Here is a 22,407-nt window from a genome sequence, read left to right as displayed (position 1 = left end):
GGGCGCGATCATGAAACGTCTATGTCTTGCTTTTGCGGCCGCGCTGTTGGCCGGCTGCGGCGGCGGTGGTGGCGATTCCGCTGCGGCGATCTCGATGCCCGACCAGGCGCCGGTCCCGCCGCCACCGGGCGACACGTTCACTTCGGCGCTGCTGGTGCTGGTCCGCAACGCACCCGAGACCACCGAGCCGGCCGATGTTGACGGCACAGCGCTCGCCGCGCCGGATGGCGGCGAACCGGTGGCGGTAGAGTGAGGGCGGCCATGAAACCCGTCAGCTGTATCATTCGCGCCGCTGCGGCCGCAGCCGATGCGTTGGCCTTTGCCGCCTTCGCATCGATGGCCCTGCCGCTGCCAGGCCTGGCAGCGGCGTTCGTGCCGCAGTCCGGTGCCGAAGTACTGGAGACGCTGCCACGCCGTGGTAGTGCGTTCGATGCAGCCTTGCGCCGCCAGCGCGCGCAGTTGGCGGCGGCGCCGCGCGATCCGGCGGTTGCCGCCGACGCAGCGCGGCGCTACATCGAGCTTGGGCGCGCGTCGGGCGATCCACGTTACTTGGGATACGCGCAGGCTGCGCTGGCTCCCTGGTGGCAGGCGGCCGCGCCGCCGGTGCCGGTGCTGCTGATGCGGGCGACACTGCTGCAATCGGGCCACCGCTTCGTGGAGGCTATCCGCGACCTGGACGCCGTGACGCGCGCAGATCCGGGGAATGCCCAGGCGTGGCTGACGCTGGCGACGGTGCAGGTAGTGCGCGGCGAATATGATGCGGCTGTTCACAGTTGTGGGCGCCTGTCGTCGCTGGCCGGCCAGTTGGCCAGCATGACCTGCCTGGCCAACGCCCGCGCCACCAATGGCGAGCTTGCGGCCAGCGAGCGCTTGCTGGCCTTGGCTATCGAGCGCTCGGACAGCGCCGGCGCCCCGGACGCGTCGAATGCCGGCCTGCGGCTTTGGGCCTTGACCCTGCTTGGCGAATTGGCAGCGCGGCGCGGCGATGCCGCGCGCGCGGAATTGCGCTTCAGCCAGGTACTTGCCTTGGCGCCCGGCGAGAGTTACGTGCTTGGCGCTTATGCCGACCTTCTGCTGGACCAGGGCCGCTCCGCCGAAGTGCTGGCGCTGCTGCGCGACCATCTGCGCGTCGATGGCCTGCTGCTGCGGCATACGATCGCTGCGCAAGCTGCGCCGTCGCCTCGCGCACCGGAGGTGGCCAGCGCCATCGCTGAACTGCAAGCGCGCTTCGATGCGGCCACGCGCCGTGGCGACGCAATCCACCAGCGCGAGCAGGCTCGCTTTGAATTGAAGTTGCGCCATAACGCGCGGGCCGCACTGGAACTTGCACTGGCCAACTGGCAGGTGCAGAAGGAGCCGGCAGACCTGCGCATCCTGCTGCAAGCGGCACTCGCAGCGCGCGATCCCGCTGCAGCCCATCCGGCACTGGCATGGCGCCGCCAGCAGGGTCTTGAAGATGCAGAAGCCGCCTCGTTGGCGCGCCAACTCGAAGGAGGCGCCTTATGATCCTCTTGCAAAGCGTTGCGCGCAAACTGGCGGCGCTGGCCTTCCTGCCGTTGCTGTTCGCAGCCGGCGCGGCCCAAGCGCACAAGCCGAGCGACAGCTACCTGACGCTTGGCGTTTCGTCGCTGCAGGTGGCGTCGCGCGAGCGGCAAGTCATCGACGGGCGTTGGGACATCGCCTTGCGCGACGTCGACTTCGCCATTGGCCTTGATGCCGATGGCGACGGCCAGCTAACCTGGGATGAGGTGCGTTCCCGCCACGCCGACATTGCGGCCTACGCCATGCCGCGCCTGGGCCTGGGGAAGGGCTGCCGCCTGCGCGTGACAGGGCAGGAAGTCGACCGGCACACCGACGGCGCTTACACCGTCCTGCTGCTGCAAGGCGAATGCGAACCCGGCGCCGTGTTTTCCATCGACTACAAGCTGTTTGCCGATCTCGATGCCCAGCACCGCGGCATGGCCAGCCTCACGGTCGATGGCCGCACCCAATCGGCCGTGCTGGGCGGCGACCGCACGCGCCTCGCTGCCGGCGCCGGCGCTGGCAGCGCGTGGCACCAGGCTTCCGGCTACCTGCGCCACGGCATCTGGCACATCTGGACCGGCTACGACCACATCCTGTTCCTGCTCTCACTGCTGCTGCCAGCGGTGCTGGCGGCGGGCTGGCGTCCCGCGAGCGCGGACGTTTTGCGGGTCGTCACCGCATTCACGCTAGCCCACTCGATCACGCTTTCGCTGGCCGCGCTGCAAGTGCTCGCGCTGCCAAGCCGCTTGATCGAATCCGCCATCGCCGCCTCGGTGGCCATCGCAGCCCTGAACAACGTCTGGCCACTAGTGCGGGGCAAGCGCTGGCTGGCGGCCTTCGCCTTCGGGCTGCTGCACGGCTTTGGTTTCGCCGGCGTGCTGGGTGACCTTGGCCTGCCGCAGGGTGCGACGGCGCTGGCGCTGGCCGCATTCAATATTGGCGTCGAACTGGGGCAGCTTGCCATCGTTGCTGCTTTCGCTCCTCTGGCTTACGCCATGCGCAAGACCTGGGTCTATCAACAGCTCATGGTGAAAGCAGGTTCGGCCGGCATCGCCTTGTTGGCAATGGTGTGGCTCGTCGAACGAGCCACTGCCTGATTACATGGCCCGTACCCACGGGCCTTTGTACAACACCGGCCCGGTCGGTCCATTCGGATCAGGCGATCCGCCGCGCGGCTCCAGCGAGATCGCCAGCACCACAACATCCTCACCGACGGCGCCCGAGGCCAGCGAGAACGTTCCGCGTCCCTCGGCCCCCAGTACGCCAAGCGAGCGCGGAGCGCCTTTTTTCGGAATGGCCCACAGCTGCAAAGAGCGGTCGACCGGCACCGGCGCACCTCCGACGATATGGACCTGCAGCAGCCGCTTGCCGGTATCGGCTTTCACCAGCAGGGCGGGTTGCGCTTGCTGGTCGGTTAACGTTGCGACCAGGTCATAGGATGGTTGGCGCCATTGATGCAGGCTGATTGCCACCACCAATGCGGCAGCCACCGCGGCAGATGCGGTCCCGAGCCCGAAGCCACGCCAGAAATGCCAGCTGCTGCGTTCTGGCTTGAGGTGCAGGCGCATTTCGATATTTCGCCAGACCTGGGGCGAGGGCTGCTGCGCCCCCACGAATTCATGCATCGGCAGCAAACGGCGCTCCCACTCCTTGACCAGCATGCGCAAGGCGGCATCGCTGTACATCCAGGCTTCGAAGCGGCGGCGCGCGCCGCCACGCAGTGTGCCCAGCACGTATTCGGCAGCCAGTTTGTCGCGCAAGGCGTCATTGCCACGGATGTTCATGGCGCTTCTCCCTGCGCCAGGCAAAGCCGGAGCTTATCCATGCCCCGCCGGATCCAAGTCTTGACCGTGCCGATCGGCAGCGACATGCGCTGCGCCACCTCGGTATGCGACAGGTCGTGGAAGAAGGCCAGGCCGATCGCCAGCCGGTGCAAGCCTTCCAGCCGCGCCATGCAGGCAGCCAGCGCGCGCGCGTCGCTGCTCATTTCACTCGCCTCGGCAGGTGAGTTTGTGTATTCGTCGCGAAGTGCTTCATGGTCAAGTTCCACCGTATCGTCCGTGCGGCGCAGGATATCCAGCGCCTTGTTGCGGACTATGGCAGCCATCCACGTCAGCGGCGCTGCCAAGCCGGGCTGGTAATGGGGCGCTGCGTGCCAGATCGACACGAAGCCTTCCTGCAGCGCCTCTTCGGCCAGTTCCCGCTTACGCAATATACGCATGGCAAAGCCAAACAGTTTCGGCGCGGCTGCATCGTACAGCGCGCGGAACGCCACGGCGTCCTGGCGGCCGGCTGCAGCGAGCCATGTTCTTAGCTGTTCGGGTTCGATAGGCATAGCGGCCATCTTATGCCTGGCTTTTGGGGCGGTCTACTGTATTCCGCAAAGCAAAGCTACAATAGCCGCCACCAAAACCACACTGGAGACTTCATGTCGTACCTGAATCGACTGCTGGCGGGAGCGGCGCTCAGCACCGTGGCCGGGCTGGCCCTGGCGGCGCAACCGGCGACCGTGCGCCTCGACTATATGCATACGGGTAACGCGCTAAACGAAAGTTATGCGATCGAACAAGTTGTGATTGAGCCTTTGCCATGGGCTGGCGATATGTCCAAGACAATCGACACCACCAATCGCGGCGTGAACAAGGTCGAAGTGGCGGATGCAAAGACCGGCAAGCTGCTGTACACCCGTACTTTCTCCACCATTTTCGTTGAGTGGAAGTCGACCGAGGAAGCGGCCAGGCTGACGCGCGGCTTCCATGAGTCGGTGCGCTTCCCCAAGCCTGACCGTCCAGTCAAGGTGCGTATCCTGAAACGCGACGAACGCAATGAGTTTTCCGTGGTATGGAGCCTGGATGTCGATACCGATGCAATGGATGTGGTGCGCAAGCAGGACCCCGCGCCTGCCAAGCCGATCCCGATCCGCGTCAATGGCCCGAGCGAGAAGAAGGTGGACTTGCTGATCCTGGGCGATGGCTATACCAAGGCGGATATGGCCAAGTTCGAAGCCCGCGCACGCAAGCTGTCCGATTACCTGTTCACTGTTTCACCGTTCAAGGAGCGGGCCAAGGACTTCAACGTGTGGGCGATGGCGGTGCCGACCCAGGAAAGCGGTGTATCCCGTCCATCGACCAACTCTCACCATGCGTCGAAGCTGGGCACGCGTTATGACATTTTCGGCAGCGAGCGCTATGTGCTGACCATCGACAACCGCGCACTGCGCGAGATTGCGCAGCATGCGCCGTATGAGTTCATCGAGATCCTGGTCAATAACGACACCTATGGCGGTGGCGGGATTTACGGCCAGTTCAGCACCGCGGCGGCGGATAACGATTGGGCGAACTACCTGTTCGTGCACGAATTCGGCCACCACTTCGCGGGTTTGGCGGACGAGTATTACACCTCGCCGGTGGCTTACGCGACAGGCGGCGTGCGCATGGAGCCTTGGGAGCCGAACGTGACGGCCTTGCTGGACCCGGCCAATCTGAAGTGGAAGAAGTTTGTGACGTCGGGTACTTCGCTGCCGACGACCTGGCCGAAGGCGGAGTATGAGGCGCATTCACGAGAGTACCAGAAGATCCGCGCGCAACTGCGCAAGGATAATCGTCCGGAATCGGAGATGAGCAAGTTGTTCAAGGACGACCTGGCCTGGACCAATGCGCTGTTCTCGAAGGCACCGAATCGCAAGGCTGTGGGAGCGTTTGAGGGGGCTAATTACGAGGCGACTGGCTACTATCGTTCGCAGCAGCAGTGCTTGATGTTTGACCGTAGCGAGGAGTTTTGTGCGGTTTGCAGTGATGCGGTGCAGGAGACCATCGACCTGTACGCGCCGCGCTAAACCGGTGTCAGACCCGCAGGGTCTGACACTTGGCCTGCGGCGGCCGCGTCACCGCCGGTTCTAGGTGTTCGGCGCCAGGCCAGTCGGCTTGATGCGCACCGGCATCGGCTTGCCTTTGCGCGCGCGCTTGCCAAAGTGTGGCGCCAGGGCCGTCGGCCCCATGCGGTCTTCCTTGGCCTTCTGGGCATTGCCGATACCCAGCACGGTCACACCCTTGTCGGTGATCGCGCAGGCAGCAACCAGCTTCTCCTTGTCCGCCAGGTCCATCAGGATCACGCCACGGCCGCCGTTGGACAGCACCTTCATCTCGTCCATGCCAAACACCAGCAGGTTGGCCTTTTCCGAAATAACCGCCACCGCGCTCGCGCCGTCGGCAACCACGGTTGGCGGCAGCGGCTTGGCACCTTCGTCCAGCGTAATGAAGGACTTGCCGCCCTTCAGTCGCGACACCATGTCGGCAGCCTTGGCGATAAAGCCGTAACCCGCGTCGGACGCCAGCAGCAACTGCTTGTCGCCATTGCCAGCAAAGTAATGCAGCAGTCGCGCACCGCCCGACAGGTCCACCAGCGTGGTAATAGGCACGCCATCGCCGCGCGCGTTAGGCAGTGCGGCTACCGGCACCGAGTACACCTTGCCGTTGTCGCCGAAGCCCAGCAGCGTATCCACCGTGCGGCACTCGAACGCGCCGTACAGCGAATCGCCGGCCTTGAAGGTGAACTGCGCCGTATCGTGGCCGATGCCGGTACGCGCACGCACCCAGCCTTTTTCCGAAATGATCACGGTCACCGGTTCGTCGGCCACCTTCTGTTCGACCACAGCCTTCTGCGCTTCCTCGATCAGGGTGCGGCGCGCGTCGCCGTAGGTCTTGGCGTCGCCGTCGATTTCCTTGATCACCAGGCGGCGCATGGTGGATGGATTTTCCAGCACGTCCAGCAGGCCTTCGCGCTCCTTGCGCAGCTCAGCCAGTTGCTGTTCGATCTTGATCGCTTCCAGGCGCGCCAACTGGCGCAGGCGGATTTCCAGGATGTCTTCCGCCTGGAGATCCGACAGCTTGAAGCGCTCGATCAGCGCCGCCTTCGGCTCGTCCGAATTACGGATGATGGCGATCACTTCATCGATGTTCAGCAGGACGATCTGGCGGCCTTCCAGGATATGGATGCGCTCATCGACCTTCTTCAACTTGAACTGGGTACGGCGGGTCACGGTGGCGAAGCGGAACTCGACCCACTCGCCCAGGATATCGCCGATACCCTTCTGACGCGGACGTCCATCGCCGCCGATCATCACCAGGTTCATCGAGGCCGAAGTCTCCAGCGAGGTATGCGCCAGCAGCATGTGCATGAACTCAGTCTGGTTCTGGTTCTTCGACTTGGGTTCGAATACCAGGCGCACGGCAGCTTCGCGGCCCGCTTCGTCGCGCACCTTGTCCAACTGGCCCAGGATCAGGCCTTTCAGGGCGACCTGTTCCGGCGACAGCGCTTTCTTGCCCAGCTTGACCTTTGGATTGGTCAGTTCTTCGATTTCTTCCAGCACCTTCTGGGCCGAAGTGCCTGGCGGCAGTTCGTACACGACGGCTTGCCATTGGCCGCGCGCCAGCTCTTCGATCTTCCAGCGGGCGCGAACCTTCATCGAACCGCGGCCGGACGCGTACATATCGTCCAGTTGCGCGCGCGGGGTGATCAACTGGCCGCCGCCCGGGAAGTCCGGGCCCGGGATCAGCTCCATCAGTTCCGCGTGGGTGATCTTAGGATTGCGGATCATCGCCACGGCGGCTTTGGCCACCTCGGTCAGGTTGTGCGAAGGGATCTCGGTCGCCAGGCCCACCGCGATACCGGAGGCGCCGTTCAGCAGCACCATCGGCAGGCGTGCCGGCAGCAGGGCCGGCTCTTGATACGAGCCGTCGTAGTTCGGGACGAAGTCCACGGTACCTTCGTCGATTTCGTCCAGCAGCAGGCGCGAGATCGGGGTCAAACGGGCTTCGGTGTATCGCATTGCCGCGGCGCCGTCGCCGTCGCGCGAACCGAAGTTACCCTGGCCGTCAATCAGCGGATAGCGCAGCGAGAAGTCCTGCGCCATGCGCACCAGCGCGTCATACACCGACTGGTCGCCGTGCGGGTGCAGCTTACCCAGCACGTCGCCCACCACGGTAGCGGACTTGCGCGGCTTGGCGGTCGGGCCCAGGCCCAGTTCATTCATCGAGTACAGGATGCGGCGTTGAACCGGCTTCTGGCCGTCGCACACGTCCGGCAGGGCGCGGCCCTTGACCACGGAAATGGCGTAATCCAGGTAGGCGCGTTCGGCAAAAGTCGAGAGGGTCAGCGATTCGCCGCCCTCATCGCCGCCGCTGCCACCGCTCGGCGGCAGTTCCGGGGTTGGTTCGTCAAAGAGGTTTGCTTGAGTCATGTTCGGTACTTGTATTAGATGTCTGCTTCAACTTCGTTGCCGTGTTCTTCGATCCATGCGCGGCGGGCGGCGGCTTCGCCTTTGCCCATCAGCATATTGAAGCGCGAGGACGAGTAGCTGTGGTCGAAATCGCCCAGCGACACAGGCAGCAGGCGGCGGGTGTCCGGATTCATGGTGGTTTCCCAGAGCTGTTCGGCGTTCATCTCGCCCAGGCCCTTGAAGCGGGAAATGGTCCACGAGCCTTCTTTCAGGCCGTCCTTGCGCAGCTTGTCCTCGATGGCCACCAGTTCGCCGTCGTCCAGCGCGTACAGCTTCTGGATCGGCTTCTTGCCGCGTGCCGGCGCGTCGACGCGGTACAGCGGCGGACGCGCCACGCAGATGTGGCCTTTGTCGATCAGGGCAGGGAAGTGGCGGAAGAACAGCGTAAGCAGCAGCACCTGGATGTGCGAGCCGTCGACGTCCGCATCGGAGAGGATGCAGATTTTGCCGTAGCGCAGGCCGCTCAGGTCGGGCGAATCGCCGTGGTTGTGCGGATCGACCCCGATCGCCACGGCGATGTCGTGGATCTCGTTGTTGGCGTACAGGCGGTCGCGGTCGGTCTCCCAGGAGTTCAGCACCTTGCCGCGCAACGGCAGGATGGCCTGGAATTCCTTGTCGCGGCCCATCTTGGCCGAGCCGCCCGCCGAGTCGCCCTCGACCAGGAAGATTTCAGTGCGCGCCGTATCGTCCGACTCGCAATCGGTCAGCTTGCCCGGCAACACGGCCACGCCGGAAGACTTCTTCTTCTCGACCTTCTGGGCCGAACGCAGGCGCGACTGCGCTTGCTTGATGACCAGCTCCGCCAGTTTCTTGCCGAAGTCGATGTGCTGGTTCAGCCACAGTTCCAGCGCAGGCTTGGAGAAGGTGGCCACCAGGCGCACGGCGTCGCGCGAATTCAGGCGTTCCTTGATTTGGCCCTGGAACTGCGGGTCCAGCACCTTGGCCGACAACACGAAGGAAGCGCGTGCAAACACGTCTTCCGGCAGCAGCTTCACGCCCTTCGGCAGCAGCGAGTGCAGTTCGACGAAGTTCTTCATCGCGCCGAACAGGCCTTCGCGCAGGCCCGATTCATGGGTGCCCCCATTCGGGGTCGGGATCAGGTTGACGTAGGACTCGCGCACCACGGCGCCTTCCTCGGTCCATGCCACCACCCACGATGCGCCTTCGCCCTCTGCAAAGCCTTCCGCATCAGGGGTGGCGAACTGCTCGCCCTCGAACAGCGGGATCAGGGTCTCGCCGCCGGAGGTGGTCTGCGCCAGTTGTTCGTTCAGGTAGCCGCGCAGGCCGTCCTTGTACATCCAGGTCTGCTCGTCGCCGTTCTTGGCGTTTTTCAGCGTGACGGTCACGCCCGGCAGCAGCACCGCCTTGGAGCGCAGCAGTCGTTGCAGCTCGACCTGCGAAATCAGCGGCGAGTCGAAATACTTCGCATCCGGCCAGGCGGTGACGCGGGTACCGGACTTCTTGCCGTCCTTTGGTGCAGGCTGCGAGCTCAGTGGCTCGACCAGGTCGCCATGTTCGAAGGCGATCTGGTGGAAACCGTTGCCGGCGTCGTCTTTTCGCCACACTGCGATTTCCAGGCGCTTGGACAGGGCGTTGGTGACCGAAACGCCGACGCCGTGCAGGCCGCCCGAGAAGGCGTAAGCGCCGCCCGAGCCTTTATCGAACTTGCCGCCCGCGTGCAGGCGGGTGAAGACGATTTCCACCGTCGGCACGTTTTCTTCAGGATGCAAGCCGACCGGAATACCACGGCCGTCATCTTCGACGCTGATGGAACCGTCGGCATTCTGCGTCACGATAATATTTTTGCAATGGCCGCCCAATGCTTCATCGGAGGCATTGTCGATCACCTCCTGGATGATGTGCAGCGGGTTCTCGGTGCGGGTGTACATGCCCGGGCGCTGCTTGACGGGCTCCAGTCCTTTGAGGACGCGGATGGATGATTCGCTGTAGTCGGAAACTGGTTTTTTAGTGGCCATACGTGTTATTGGTAATGCAAAGTGCTGTGATTATATACAGTATTTTCCGCTTTGACGGATCGCATGCTTGCGCATTCTATCCGCTACGGCCGGTCGCGCAAGGGAATCACGGCGGTAAAATGGGTTTATGACCACAGATCGGCGCCCGTTCGCAGTCAGGCTGGTTGGCTTCCTGCCGGAGGCCGAGCGCGCGCTCGCGCATGGCCTGTCACGGGCGCCAGCCGACGGGCCGGCCTACCTTTGCCTGTCCGAAGACAGCTTGCAGGACCCTGATATTTACCTGGCCAACGGCACCGAATTGAAGGCACTGGCCGTCATTGCGTCGTTGGCTGCAGGCGACATCCGGCCAGCGCTGGTGCTGGGCGCGACCGGTGTCCTTCTGCCTTACCCGAACTTGCCGCTGCCGGTGCAGTGGAGTGCCATGTATGCCGAGCTGGCACGCCTGGTCGAGCGCCGTGCCGAAGTGCTGGCCGGCCTGTCGGCTTCGGTCGACTCGCTGGTGCCCGAGCGCCGGCGCCGCGAACGGCTCGACCTGGACCTGACCGACCCTGACGTTTATGAAAAGATGCGCAAGCCGCGCCGCGAAGGGGCCGTATTGTGCGTGGATGCCAATGCCAGTTTCAGCGAGCAGCTCGGGAAATCGCTGAAACAGTTCGGCACCCCGGTGCTGTGGGCGGTGGACGGCGTGGCTGCGCAGGCGCTATGCCGCCAACACACGGTGGCCGTGATACTGATCGACTTTGCTGCCCCGATCCTGGACCACTACCTGCTGTGCGCCCAGTTGCGCAGCCTGGAGGCCCATCCCGAAGTGGTCTTCCTGGTGCAATCGGCCCACGATTATGACCTCACGCGTGGCCGCGCCGCCGGCGCCGCCGGCATGCTGGACAAGCCGCTCACCGAACACCAGCTCCAGGCCGTGCTGCGTAAATTCATGCGGCTATGAGACTTTTACGCGGCGTTGATTGGCTGCTGCCTTCTCTTTAGACCGTTTTTACGCGCCGCTGGATACGCTTTCGTCACCTTCTTTTTTTTGACGAAAGTGGATTTATGAAGAGCGCATTTTTCCTGGCTGCCGCGATGCTGGCGGCTCCTGCCTTTGCCGATGACCTGAGCTTCAACGCTTCGCTGACCAGCGATTACCGCTATCGCGGGATCTCGCAATCGCGCCTGCTGCCCGCAGTGCAGGGCGGCGCCGATTTTGCCAGCGCCGCTACCGGCTGGTATGTGGGCGCCTGGGCCTCAACCATCCACTGGACGCGTGATGCGGGCGGCTCCGGCCGTGTGGAACTGGACGTCTACGCCGGCAAGCGCGGCCAACTGACGGAAGACATCAGCTACGACGCCGGCGTGCTGGCCTATGTTTACAAGGGCCGCCTCCCTGGCCTCGACAATCCCGATACGACAGAACTCTACGCCCAGCTTGGATACGGACCGGCCACCCTGAAGTACTCGCATTGCGTGACCAACCTGTTCGGCTTCGTCGACAGCAGGAACTCCGGCTACCTGGACCTGGGTGCGAATATCGACGCTGGCGCCGGCTACACCGTCAACCTGCACGCCGGCCACCAGCGCGTGCAGAACAACAGTGCATCGGACTACAGCGACTGGAAGCTGGGCGTGACCAGGAACCTGGGCTTGGCCAGCGTGCAACTGGCTGCTGTCGGCACCGATGCCGGCAAGACTGCCTATGCGTCGCCGGCCAACGGCAAGTTCCTGGGCAAGCGCGCCCTGCAGCTCACTGTCAGCCGGACCTTCTGAATTTTTACAGCTTGTTTACACCCGCTCGCCCGGTCTTTACACCGATTTTAGGCGTGGCTCGATAAGCTGGTTCACAGACAAACAAGACCTTTCGGGGAACGTAATGGACATCGTCTTTATCGGCGCAATCGTCGCCTTTTTCGTGCTGGTTGTCGCTATGGTGGCTGGTTGCGACAAGCTGGGAGGCCAGCAATGAACATCTTTTATCTAATCGGCTCCGTCGCCACGGCCGGTCTGCTGGTCTACCTGCTGGTGGCCCTGCTGAAAGCGGAGGACCTGTAACATGACCACCCAATCCTTCCTGTTGCTGGCTGTATTCCTGCTGGTTCTGGTTGCCGCCGCGTGGCCGCTGGGCGGTTTGCTGGCACGCGTGGCCGATGGCCGCAAGATCCCAGGCCTCGGCTGGCTGGCAGCACTCGAAAAGCTGCTGTACCGCGCCGCCGGCGTGCCGGCCGGCGAAACGCAGCGCGGCATGGGCTGGAAAGCCTACGCCATGGCGCTGCTGGTTTTCAACCTCGTCGGTACCCTGTTTGTCTATGCCGTGCAACGCATGCAGGCGTGGCTGCCATTGAACCCCCAAGGCCTGCCAGGTGTCGGCCCCGATTCCTCCTTCAACACCGCCGTTAGCTTTGTCGCCAACACCAATTGGCAGGGCTATGCGGGCGAGCAGACCATGAGCTATTTGAGCCAGATGCTGGCGTTGACCGGCCAGAATTTTTTCTCGGCGGCCACCGGCATTGCCGTGGCATTTGCCCTGATTCGCGGTTTCTCAGCCCGCTCGGCCAAATCCATCGGCAATTTCTGGGTCGACCTGACCCGCATCATGCTGTACGTGCTGCTGCCGTTGTCCTTCGTGTTTGCTGTGTTCCTGGTCGGCCAGGGCGCGATCCAGAACTTTTCTGCTTATAAGGAAGTGGCTTTGGTGGAACCGGTGACCTACGCCGTACCGGGCGCCACGCCCGAGGCGCCGGCACTGACCCGGACCGCGGCCACGCAGCTGATCGCCATGGGACCGGTCGCATCGCAGGAAGCGATCAAGATGCTGGGCACGAATGGTGGCGGCTTCTTCAACGCCAACTCGGCACATCCGTATGAGAACCCGACCGCGCTGTCCAATTTCGCGCAGATGCTCGCCATCTTCCTGATTCCCGCAGCACTGTGTTTCGCCTTTGGCCGCCTGGTGGGCGACCGCCGCCAGGGCTGGGCCGTGCTGGGGGCGATGGCCATCATGTTCGTGGTCGCTGCCATCGGCATCACTGCAGCGGAACAGGGCGCGCAACCGGCATTGCAGGCGATGGGCGTCGACCAGGCGGCCACGGCGCTGCAAGCGGGCGGCAATATGGAAGGCAAGGAAACGCGCTTCGGTATTGCCGCCACCGGCCTGTTCGCGACCGTGACCACAGCCGCATCCTGTGGCGCTGTAAACGGCATGCATGATTCCTTCACGCCGCTGGGCGGCGCAGGACCGATGCTGCTGATGCAGCTCGGCGAAGTGGTGTTCGGCGGCGTCGGCTCCGGCCTGTACGGCATGCTGATCTTCGCCATCATGGCGGTGTTCATCGCGGGCCTGATGATCGGCCGCACGCCGGAGTACCTGGGCAAGAAGATCCAGTCGTATGAGATGAAAATGACGTCGATCGCCATCCTGGTCACGCCGACCCTGGTGCTGGCGGGTACCGCCATCGCTGTCATGCTGGACGTGGGCAAGGTAGGCGTTGCCAATCCGGGCGCGCATGGTTTCTCGGAGATCCTGTACGCCTTCAGTTCGGCCGCCAACAACAACGGCAGCGCCTTCGCCGGCCTCTCAGCCAATACGCCGTTCTATAACGTCATGCTGGCTATCGCCATGTGGTTTGGCCGCTTCGCCATGATCGTTCCGGTGCTGGCGATTGCCGGCTCGCTGGCGTCCAAACAGCGCCTGCAAGCCAACTCCGGAACCATGCCGACCCATGGCCCGATGTTCGTGTTCCTGCTGGTGGCCGTGGTGCTGCTGGTAGGCGTATTGAATTATGTTCCTTCGCTGGCGCTTGGTCCGGTGATCGAACACCTGCAACTGTATAAGTAAGGAGTGCACATCATGTCGCAATCCCAGGCGATTCCAGTCGCCCAACCTGGCAAGCGCCTCAAGCTGCTCGATTCGCAGCTGGTGGTGCCGGCCATTACCGATGCGTTCCGCAAGCTGAGTCCTGCGGTCCAACTGCGCAGCCCCGTGATGTTCGTCGTCTATGTCGGCAGCATCATCACTACGCTGCTTTACATCCAGTCGCTGAATGGCGTGGGGGAGGCCAGTTCCGGTTTCATCCTCGCCACCACCATCTGGCTGTGGTTCACCGTGCTGTTCGCAAACTTCGCCGAAGCACTGGCGGAGGGACGCAGCAAGGCCCAGGCGGCTTCGCTGCGCAGCCTGAAACAGAGCGTGACATCGAAGCGCCTGGAGGTGGCCAAGCACGGCACGGCCTGGCTGCCATGCCCCGCCACAGATCTGCGCAAGGGCAATTACGTGCTGGTGGAAGCCGGTGACGTGATCCCGATCGACGGCACCGTGATCGAAGGCGTGGCGTCGGTGGACGAAAGCGCCATTACCGGCGAATCCGCACCGGTCATCCGGGAATCGGGTGGCGATTTTTCCTCCGTCACCGGCGGCACCCGCGTGCTGTCCGACTGGCTGGTGGTGCAGGTGACGGCGAATCCAGGCGAGACTTTCCTCGACCGCATGATCGCCATGGTGGAAGGCGCCAAGCGCAAGAAAACGCCGAACGAGATCGCGCTGACCATCCTGCTGGTGGCGCTGACCATCGTGTTCCTGATCGTGACTGCGACCTTGCTGCCATTCTCCCTGTTCTCGGTAGAGACCGCGCAATCAGGTTCGCCGATCACCATTACCGTACTGATCGCACTGCTGGTGTGCCTGATCCCGACCACCATCGGCGGCCTGTTGTCGGCCATCGGCGTAGCAGGCATGAGCCGCATGATGCAGGCCAACGTGATCGCCACTTCCGGCCGTGCGGTGGAAGCAGCGGGCGACGTCGATGTGCTGTTGCTGGACAAGACCGGTACCATCACCCTCGGCAACCGCCAGGCTTCAGCCTTCTTTGCCGCACCGGGTGTGACCGAGCGGGAATTGGCCGACATCGCGCAACTGGCTTCGCTGGCGGACGAGACGCCGGAAGGGCGCAGCATCGTGGTGCTGGCCAAGCAGAAGTTCAATATCCGCGAGCGTGAACTGTCACCCTTGCATGCCGTCTTCATTCCTTTCTCGGCCAATACCCGCATGAGCGGCGTGGACCTGGAGGGCCGTGAAGTGCGCAAGGGCTCGGCCGACGCCGTGCGCAAGCATGTGCAAGCGGCCGGCCAGCAGTGGCCTGCCGAAGTGGCGCGCACAGTGGAAGATGTCTCGCGCCGTGGCAGCACGCCGCTGGTGGTGGCAGATAATGGCCGCGTGGTGGGGGTGGTGGAGCTGAAAGACATCGTCAAGGGCGGCATCAAGGAGCGCTTTGCGGAACTGCGCCGCATGGGCATCAAGACTGTGATGATCACCGGCGACAACAAGCTGACCGCCGCCGCGATTGCGGCCGAAGCGGGCGTGGACGACTTCCTGGCAGAGGCGACGCCTGAGGATAAGTTGAAACTTATCCGCAGCTACCAGGCCGACGGCCGCCTGGTCGCCATGACCGGCGACGGCACCAATGATGCACCGGCACTGGCCCAGGCCGACGTGGCGGTCGCCATGAGCTCGGGCACCCAGGCCGCCAAGGAGGCAGGCAATATGGTCGACCTGGACTCCAACCCGACCAAGCTGCTGGAGATCGTCGAGATCGGCAAGCAGATGCTGATGACGCGCGGCTCGCTGACCACCTTCTCGATCTCGAACGATATCGCCAAGTACTTCGCGATCATTCCGGCAGCTTTTGTCGGCACCTACCCGCAGCTGAAGGCGCTGGACGTGATGCACCTGGCCAGCCCTAATTCGGCCATCATGTCCGCCGTGATCTTCAACGCGCTGATCATCGTGTGCCTGATTCCCCTGGCCCTGAAAGGTGTGCGTTACCGCGCCATTGGCGCTACTGCGCTGCTGCGACGCAACCTGCTGGTATATGGCGTGGGCGGCCTGATCCTGCCGTTCATCGGCATCAAATTGATTGACATGCTGCTGGCTGCGTTCAACCTCGTTTAAGCTGGAGAACAAGATGATTTCGACTATTCGTCCCGCGCTGGTACTGTTCGGCGCCTTGACGCTGGCCTGCGGCGTGATTTATCCGTTGGCTGTCACCGGCGTCGGCTCGGCTGCTTTCCCAAGCCAGGCCGACGGCTCCATCCTGGAAGTGAACGGTAAGCCGGTCGGCTCGGCCCTGATCGGCCAGCAATTCACATCGCCGAAGTATTTCTGGGGCCGCCCATCGGCCACCGGACCAATGCCTTACAACGCCAACGGTTCCAGTGGCTCCAACCAGGGACCGCTCAATCCGGCTTATACCGACGCCGTGAAGGGCCGCGTGGAAGCACTGCAAGCTGCCGATCCAGGCAACACCGCGCCCATCCCGGTGGACCTGGTGACGGCATCGGGCAGCGGCCTCGATCCGGAAATCAGCCTGGCGGCGGCCTACTACCAGGCCAGGCGGGTGGCCCCCGAGCGCCGCATGGCGCCCGAGCAGGTGCGGGACCTGATCGACAAGCACGCGTCCCACACCGTGCTGGGTATTTTCGGCGAGCCGCGCGTGAACGTACTGGCGCTGAATCTGGCGCTGGACGGAAAAACGCCGCATACTCGCTGATATGATTCCACTCGACGACGACCGGCCGGACCCCGACGCGCTGCTGGCGCAAATGCAGGAGCAGGAGCGCAAGGCAGCACGCGGCAAGCTGCGCATCTACTTCGGCGCCTCGGCTGGTGTAGGCAAGACCTACGCCATGCTGTCGGCTGCCCGCAAGCTGCAGGCGGCCGGGCAGCAGGTGCTGGTCGGCGTCATCGAGACCCACGGCCGTAGCGAGACGGCCGCGCTGGTGGAGGGCCTGCCCCTGCTGCCACTGCGCGCCGTCGCCTATCGCGGAAAAACTCTGAATGAGTTTGACATCGACGGGGCGCTGGCCCAGCGCCCGCCGCTGATCCTGATCGACGAACTGGCGCACTCGAACGCGCCCGGCTCGCGCCATCCCAAGCGCTGGCAGGATGTTGAGGAACTGCTGGAAGCGGGCATCGACGTCTTCAGCACCGTCAACGTGCAGCACCTGGAAAGCCTGAATGACGTCGTGGGCGGCATCACTGGCATCCAGGTCAACGAAACCGTGCCCGACACCGTGTTCGACGCCGCCGACGAGGTAGTGCTGGTCGACATCCCAGCCGACGAACTACTGGCGCGCCTGAAGGGCGGCAAAGTCTATCACGCCCAGCAGGCCGAGCGCGCCGCGCAAAACTTCTTCCGCAAGGGAAACCTGATCGCGCTGCGCGAGCTGGCGCTGCGCCGCACCGCCGACCGCATTGAAGACGACGTGCGCGCCTACCGCGTCGAACAATCGATCGACGTCATATGGAAAACCGGTGCCTCGGTCCTGGCCCTGGTCGGCCCGCGCTCCGGCTGCGAGCAAGTGGTGCGCAGCGCGGCACGCCTGGCCGGCCAGCTTGGCACCGAATGGCATGCCATCTATGTCGAAACGCCTGCGCTGCAACGTCTGTTCGCCGCGCAGCGCGAACGCATCCTGAAAACCCTGAAGCTGGCGCAGGACCTGGGCGCCACCACCGCCGTGCTGTCCGGCAGCGACATCGCCGCCTCCGCCGTGGAATACGCGCGCGAGCACAACCTGTCCAGGATCACGATAGGCCGGGCGCACCGCACCTGGCCATGGCGCCGTTCGCACATCCGCAGCCTGGCTGCGCACGCGCCCGACATTGATCTGATCGAGGTCGCCGTCAGCGAGCGCGAAGCCTTGCCCAGCCCGGAAGCTGCGGTCGACGCCGAGGAAGACGCCCAACGCCTGAAGTCACGGCTGGCCGGCTATGCCGTGGCCGCCGGCTCCAGCCTTGGCATGGCGCTGCTGGCGACCCCGCTTCTGCCATACTTCGACCTGGCCAATATTGCCATGCTGTTCCTACTGGTTGTGCTGCTGGTCGCGGTGCGTTACGGCCGAGCGCCCTCAGTGCTGGCCACATGCGTCAGCGTGGCCTGTTTCGATTTCTTCTTCGTCCCGCCGCGCTTCACTTTTGCCATTTCGGACCTGCAGTACCTGATCACCTTCGGCGTCATGCTGGCGGTTGGCCTGATCACCGGGCACCTGACTGCCGGCCTGCGCTTCCAGGCCCGTGTCGCCTCTTACCGCGAAGCGCGGGCCCGTGCCCTGTACGAATTCGCCCGCGAACTGTCCGGCGCCCTGCAGACCGAGCAGATTTTCGAGACTACCGCCCGCTTCGTGCAGGGGACATTCCGCGCCAAGGCCACCTTGCTGGTGCCCGATGCGGAAGGGCGGCTGCACTTGCCGTCCGGCGTGGCAGTTCCCGCAGCGTTAGACCAGGGCGTGGCGCAATGGGCCTTCGACCACGCCGAAAGCGCGGGCCTTGGCACGGACACGCTGCCCGCCAGCCCGCTTTTCTACATGCCGCTGGTGGCGCCGATGCGCACGCGCGGCGTGTTGGCGATCGAACCGGCGCAGCGGCGCTGGATCCTGATCCCCGAGCAGAGGCAGCACCTGGACACCTTCGCGGCACTGGCAGCCATCGCGCTTGAACGGGTGCACTATATCGAAGTGGCGCAGGAAGCGCTGGTCAATATGGAATCGGAACGACTGCGCAATTCGCTATTGGCCGCCTTATCGCACGACTTGCGCACGCCTTTGACGTCACTGGTCGGCCTGTCAGAATCCCTGGCGCATTCTCGCCCGCCGCTGGCGCAGCAACAGCTCGAAGCCGCACAATCGCTGCACGATGAAGCGCTGCGCATGAGTGCCCTGGTAGCCAACCTGCTGGACATGGCCCGCATCGAAAGCGGCGAGTTGAAAATCAACCTGCAATGGCAACCGCTGGAAGAAGTGGTCGGCAGCGCGCTGCGCCACAGCGGCCTGCAGCTGAAGGAACACAAGGTCAGCACGCAGCTCGCGCTGGAACTGCCGCTATTGCGCTTCGACGCCGTGCTGATCGAGCGCGTGCTGTGCAACCTGTTGGAGAATGCGGCGAAGTATACATCGCCCGGATCGTCCATCGTGATCTATGCCGTGCGGCGCGGCGAATTCGTGCGCGTGATGGTGTACGATAACGGCCCAGGTTTGCCGCGCGGCCGTGAAGAAGCGATTTTCGAAAAATTCACGCGCGGCGAGAAGGAATCGTCGAAGCCCGGCGTCGGCCTTGGCCTCGCGATCTGCCGCGCAATTGTTGAAGCCCACGGCGGCACCATCGCGGCCGACAAGTCGCCGCTGGGTGGCGCCGCCATCGTCTTCACGCTGCCGGTCGGCATGCCGCCGCAAGTGCCCGAGATTGAGGAAGCATGAACATGCAACAGACTGACGTCGCCCCGACAGCCTTGCTGGTGGAAGACGAGCCGCAGATCCGCCGTTTCGTGCGTGCCGCGCTGGAAGAGGAGGGCTGGCATGTCCACGAATCGGCTACCATGCAGCGCGGCCTGATCGATGCTGGCACGCGGCGTCCTGACCTGGTGATCCTCGACCTGGGCTTGCCGGATGGAGACGGCATCGACTTGATCGCCGATTTGCGTAAGTGGTCGAACGTGCCGGTCATCGTGCTGTCGGCGCGCGTCAACGAAGCAGACAAGATCAAGGCGCTGGACGCCGGCGCTGATGATTACCTGAGCAAGCCCTTTGGCACCGGCGAACTGCTGGCCCGCGTGCGCGCCACACTGCGCCGCCAGCGGCAACCGCAAGCCGACAGCGCCGGCCAGGTGCAATTCGGCGAAGTAGCGGTAGACCTGCCCAACCGGCGCGTGACCAAGCGCGGCGAGCACGTGCACCTGACGCCCACCGAATACCGCTTGTTGTCCGTGCTGGTCGCCAACGCTGGCCGTGTCATGACGGCGCCGCAATTGCTGCGCGCCGTCTGGGGCCCCGCACAATCCGACAACAGCCACTACCTGCGCATCTACATGGGCCACCTGCGCCACAAGCTGGAAGACGACCCGGCCCAGCCGCAATACCTGCTGACTGAAACCGCCGTCGGCTACCGCCTCCAGCTAACTTGAAAGTCGGGGTCAGCTCCGGCAATCGGACATTTCGCGTAGCGAAATGTCCGATTGCCGGAGCTGACCCCGACTTTTATTTCGAGAGGGTGCGCATGGCGCGTTCCAGGCCTTCGATGGTGATGGGGAACATGCGGTTCTGCATGATCTGGCGGATCACGGAGATCGATTGGCGGTATTGCCACAGGCCTTCCGGTTCGGGGTTGAGCCAGATGAATTTGGGGAAGTGGGAAGTGAATCTTCCGAGCCATTCGGCGCCGGCTTCTTCGTTGTTGTACTCGACCGAGCCGCCAGGCTGCAGTACTTCATAGGGACTCATGGTGGCGTCGCCGACGAAAATCAGTTTGGTGTCGGGCGGGTATTTGCGCAGCACGTCCCAGGTGGCGAAGCGTTCGGCGTTGCGGCGGCGGTTGCTGCGCCACAGGTAGTCGTACACGCAGTTGTGGAAGTAGTAGAACTCCATGTTCTTGAACTCGGTCTTGGCGGCCGAGAACAGTTCTTCCGCGCGTTCGATATGGTCGTCCATCGTGCCGCCCACGTCCATCAGCATCAGGACCTTGACGTTGTTCTTGCGCTCGGGCTGCATCTTGATGTCGAGGTAGCCGGCGTTGTTGGCGGTGGCGCGGATGGTCTGGTCCAGCGCCAGTTCTTCCGCCACGCCCTGGCGCGCGAACTTGCGCAGGCGGCGCAGGGCGACCTTGATATTGCGCGTGCCCAGTTCACGGTCGCCGTCATAATCCTTATAAGTGCGCTGCTCCCACACCTTGACGGCGGTGCGGTTGCCGCCCTTGCCGCCGATGCGGATGCCTTCCGGATTGGTGCCGCCGTTGCCGAAAGGGGAGGTGCCGCCGCTGCCAATCCATTTGTTGCCGCCTTCATGGCGTTCCTTCTGCTCTTTCAGCAGCTCGTTCAGGCGGTCCATCAGCTTGTCGTAGCCGAATTTTTCCAGCGCGGCGATCTGCTCGGGCGTCAGTTCGCGCTTCATGCGCTGCAGCAGCCAGTCGAGCGGAATCTCTTTCGTGGTGTCGAAAACGGCGTTGATGCCCTTGAAGTACTGGCCGAAAGCGCGGTCGAACTTGTCGTAGTTGGCTTCGTCCTTCACCAGGCACAGGCGGCTCATGTAGTAGAAGTCGTCCAGCGAGGGTTCCAGCACCTGCTTTTGCATGGCTTCCAGCAGGGTGAGGAATTCCTTGATCGTGACCGGGATCTTGGCGTCTTTCAGCGTGAAGAAGAAATCGATCAGCATCTCAGGCCCTCCGTGCCAGCAGGTAGCGCAACTGCGCTTTCACTTCCGGCCACTCGCCGCGCACGATGCTGTACATGACCGTGTCGCGCACGGTGCCGTCGCGGCGCACGGCGTGATGGCGCAGCACCCCGTCCTTTTTCGCGCCCAGGCGCTCGATGGCGGCTTGCGAAGCGTGGTTGAAATTATCGGTGCGGAAGCCGACCACGGCGCAGCCCAGTGTTTCGAAGGCGTGCGTCAGCAACAGCAGCTTGCAGGTGGTGTTGACATGCGTGCGCTGCACGCTGCGGCGGTACCAGGTGTAGCCGATTTCGGCACGGTCGATGGACGGCACAATGTCGTGGTAGCTGGTGGTGCCAAGTACTATGCCGGTCGCAACTTCCACCACGGCGAAGGCCAGGCGCGCAGGGCGCATTTCCAGCGCGGTGGCGATATAGGCTTCCACCTTGTCCGGTTCCGGCACGGAGGTGATGCGCAACTTCCACAGCTCGCCGTCCTGCGCGGCTGCGCGCAGGGCGTCGGCGTGCTGCGGGCCGAGCGGCTCCAGGCGTAGGCCGTTGGCTTCCAGCGTGACCGGGATTGGTGCGTCCATCAGCGGTTGGTCCTCGACATGAATACCAGGCGTTCAAACAGGTGCACGTCCTGCTCGTTTTTCAGCAGGGCGCCGTGCAGCGGCGGCACCGCGGCTTTCTGGTCTTTGCCGCGCAGGACTTCCGGCGGGATGTCTTCGGCCATCAGGAGCTTCAGCCAGTCGAGAAATTCGCTGGTGGAAGGCTTTTTCTTCAGGCCCGGCACGTCGCGCACTTCGTAGAAGGTTTGCAGGGCGGTGGCCAGCAATTCCTGCTTCAGGTGCGGGTAGTGGACCTTGACGATGGCTTCCATCGTGTCCTTGTCCGGGAATTTGATGTAGTGGAAGAAGCAGCGGCGCAGGAAGGCGTCCGGCAGCTCTTTCTCGTTGTTGGAGGTGATGATCACCAGCGGGCGGTGCTTGGCGGTCACCATTTCGCGCGTCTCGTAGACGTAGAACTCCATGCGGTCCAGCTCGCGCAGCAGGTCGTTCGGGAATTCGATGTCGGCCTTGTCGATCTCGTCGATCAGCAGGACGACTGGTTCCGGCGCGGTAAAGGCTTGCCACAGCACGCCTTTGACGATGTAGTTGTGGATGTCGCGCACGCGTTCGTCGCCCAGCTGGGAATCGCGCAGGCGGGAGACGGCGTCGTATTCGTACAAGCCTTGCTGGGCCTTGGTGGTGGATTTGATATGCCACTGCATCAGTGGCATATCGAGTGCGGCGGCGACTTCTTCGGCCAGCATGGTCTTGCCGGTGCCCGGTTCGCCCTTGATCAGCAAAGGGCGCTGCAGGGTCAGGGCGGCGTTGACGGCCAGTTTCAGGTCATTGGTGGCGACGTAGTTGTCGGAGCCTTCAAATCGTTGCGGTGCGTGCATGGTAAATAC

Annotated in this window: 19 protein-coding genes; 12 read left to right on the top strand and 7 right to left on the bottom strand. The window is 63.6% G+C overall.

The window, feature by feature from the left end:
- Nucleotides 1-10: 10 nt before the first annotated feature.
- The 3 genes from ASD58_RS09680 to ASD58_RS09670 are packed head-to-tail and all read left to right on the top strand — an operon-like array spanning nt 11 to nt 2,621.
- A complete protein-coding gene (locus ASD58_RS09680; RefSeq protein ID WP_156401218.1) occupies nt 11-253 on the top strand; it encodes a hypothetical protein in 243 nt (80 codons plus the stop codon).
- A gap of 8 nt (nt 254-261) precedes the next feature.
- Nucleotides 262-1,506, top strand: coding sequence for a hypothetical protein (locus ASD58_RS09675; RefSeq protein WP_082565324.1), 1,245 nt, complete (start codon nt 262-264; stop codon nt 1,504-1,506).
- Nucleotides 1,503-2,621, top strand: a complete 1,119-nt coding sequence (locus ASD58_RS09670) for a HupE/UreJ family protein (protein WP_082565323.1) — start codon at nt 1,503-1,505, stop codon at nt 2,619-2,621. Before ASD58_RS09675 ends, ASD58_RS09670 begins: the two co-directional genes overlap by 4 nt.
- On the opposite strand, the gene ASD58_RS09665 is transcribed toward ASD58_RS09670, so the two are convergent.
- The gene (locus ASD58_RS09665; RefSeq protein WP_057260899.1) at nt 2,622-3,308 is read right to left on the bottom strand and encodes an anti-sigma factor domain-containing protein; all 687 of its coding nucleotides are present in this window, start codon (nt 3,306-3,308) and stop codon (nt 2,622-2,624) included. It lies immediately after the preceding gene.
- Nucleotides 3,305-3,859, bottom strand: a complete 555-nt coding sequence (locus ASD58_RS09660; protein WP_057261039.1) for a sigma-70 family RNA polymerase sigma factor — start codon at nt 3,857-3,859, stop codon at nt 3,305-3,307. Before ASD58_RS09660 ends, ASD58_RS09665 begins: the two co-directional genes overlap by 4 nt.
- 93 nt (nt 3,860-3,952) lie before the next feature.
- Here ASD58_RS09660 and ASD58_RS09655 point away from each other — a divergent pair, with 93 nt between their 5' ends.
- The gene (locus tag ASD58_RS09655) at nt 3,953-5,359 is read left to right on the top strand and encodes an IgA Peptidase M64 (RefSeq protein ID WP_057260898.1); all 1,407 of its coding nucleotides are present in this window, start codon (nt 3,953-3,955) and stop codon (nt 5,357-5,359) included.
- Nucleotides 5,360-5,419: 60 nt separating this feature from the next.
- Here ASD58_RS09655 and parC read toward each other — a convergent pair whose 3' ends face one another.
- Nucleotides 5,420-7,762: a DNA topoisomerase IV subunit A gene (gene parC / locus ASD58_RS09650; RefSeq protein ID WP_057260897.1), complete on the bottom strand. Its 2,343-nt coding sequence runs from the start codon at nt 7,760-7,762 to the stop codon at nt 5,420-5,422.
- 14 nt (nt 7,763-7,776) lie between these two features.
- Entirely contained in the window at nt 7,777-9,777 is a 2,001-nt protein-coding gene (locus tag ASD58_RS09645) for a DNA topoisomerase IV subunit B (RefSeq protein WP_057260896.1), read from the bottom strand.
- A gap of 127 nt (nt 9,778-9,904) precedes the next feature.
- On the opposite strand from ASD58_RS09645, the gene ASD58_RS09640 reads away from it, so the two are divergent.
- From ASD58_RS09640 to kdpE, 8 genes are all read left to right on the top strand, one after another.
- On the top strand, nt 9,905-10,720 hold the full coding sequence (locus tag ASD58_RS09640) for a response regulator (RefSeq protein ID WP_057260895.1): 816 nt from the start codon (nt 9,905-9,907) through the stop codon (nt 10,718-10,720).
- Nucleotides 10,721-10,824: 104 nt separating this feature from the next.
- A complete protein-coding gene (locus ASD58_RS09635) occupies nt 10,825-11,535 on the top strand; it encodes a TorF family putative porin (protein ID WP_057260894.1) in 711 nt (236 codons plus the stop codon).
- 192 nt (nt 11,536-11,727) lie between these two features.
- On the top strand, nt 11,728-11,817 hold the full coding sequence (locus ASD58_RS09630; protein ID WP_057260893.1) for a potassium-transporting ATPase subunit F: 90 nt from the start codon (nt 11,728-11,730) through the stop codon (nt 11,815-11,817).
- Nucleotide 11,818: 1 nt separating this feature from the next.
- The gene (gene kdpA / locus ASD58_RS09625) at nt 11,819-13,600 is read left to right on the top strand and encodes a potassium-transporting ATPase subunit KdpA (protein WP_057260892.1); all 1,782 of its coding nucleotides are present in this window, start codon (nt 11,819-11,821) and stop codon (nt 13,598-13,600) included.
- Nucleotides 13,601-13,612: 12 nt separating this feature from the next.
- Entirely contained in the window at nt 13,613-15,709 is a 2,097-nt protein-coding gene (kdpB, locus tag ASD58_RS09620) for a potassium-transporting ATPase subunit KdpB (RefSeq protein ID WP_057260891.1), read from the top strand.
- 13 nt (nt 15,710-15,722) lie between these two features.
- Entirely contained in the window at nt 15,723-16,307 is a 585-nt protein-coding gene (kdpC, locus tag ASD58_RS09615; RefSeq protein WP_057260890.1) for a potassium-transporting ATPase subunit KdpC, read from the top strand.
- A 1-nt stretch (nt 16,308) separates the two neighbouring features.
- Nucleotides 16,309-19,008 (top strand): two-component system sensor histidine kinase KdpD, encoded by a 2,700-nt coding sequence (gene kdpD, locus ASD58_RS09610; RefSeq protein ID WP_057260889.1) that lies wholly within the window; start codon nt 16,309-16,311, stop codon nt 19,006-19,008.
- Nucleotides 19,009-19,010: 2 nt separating this feature from the next.
- On the top strand, nt 19,011-19,712 hold the full coding sequence (kdpE, locus tag ASD58_RS09605) for a two-component system response regulator KdpE (protein WP_057261038.1): 702 nt from the start codon (nt 19,011-19,013) through the stop codon (nt 19,710-19,712).
- Nucleotides 19,713-19,785: 73 nt separating this feature from the next.
- Here kdpE and ASD58_RS09600 read toward each other — a convergent pair whose 3' ends face one another.
- The 3 genes from ASD58_RS09600 to ASD58_RS09590 are packed head-to-tail and all read right to left on the bottom strand — an operon-like array spanning nt 19,786 to nt 22,398.
- A complete protein-coding gene (locus ASD58_RS09600; RefSeq protein WP_057260888.1) occupies nt 19,786-20,955 on the bottom strand; it encodes a VWA domain-containing protein in 1,170 nt (389 codons plus the stop codon).
- A 1-nt stretch (nt 20,956) separates the two neighbouring features.
- Entirely contained in the window at nt 20,957-21,544 is a 588-nt protein-coding gene (locus tag ASD58_RS09595) for a GNAT family N-acetyltransferase (protein ID WP_057260887.1), read from the bottom strand.
- Nucleotides 21,544-22,398 (bottom strand): MoxR family ATPase, encoded by an 855-nt coding sequence (locus ASD58_RS09590; protein ID WP_057260886.1) that lies wholly within the window; start codon nt 22,396-22,398, stop codon nt 21,544-21,546. Before ASD58_RS09590 ends, ASD58_RS09595 begins: the two co-directional genes overlap by 1 nt.
- Nucleotides 22,399-22,407: the final 9 nt, after the last annotated feature.

The organism is Duganella sp. Root1480D1, assembly GCF_001427305.1.
In the GTDB taxonomy this organism is placed as follows: domain Bacteria; phylum Pseudomonadota; class Gammaproteobacteria; order Burkholderiales; family Burkholderiaceae_D; genus Rugamonas.
This window is presented reverse-complemented; position numbering and strand designations above follow the sequence as displayed.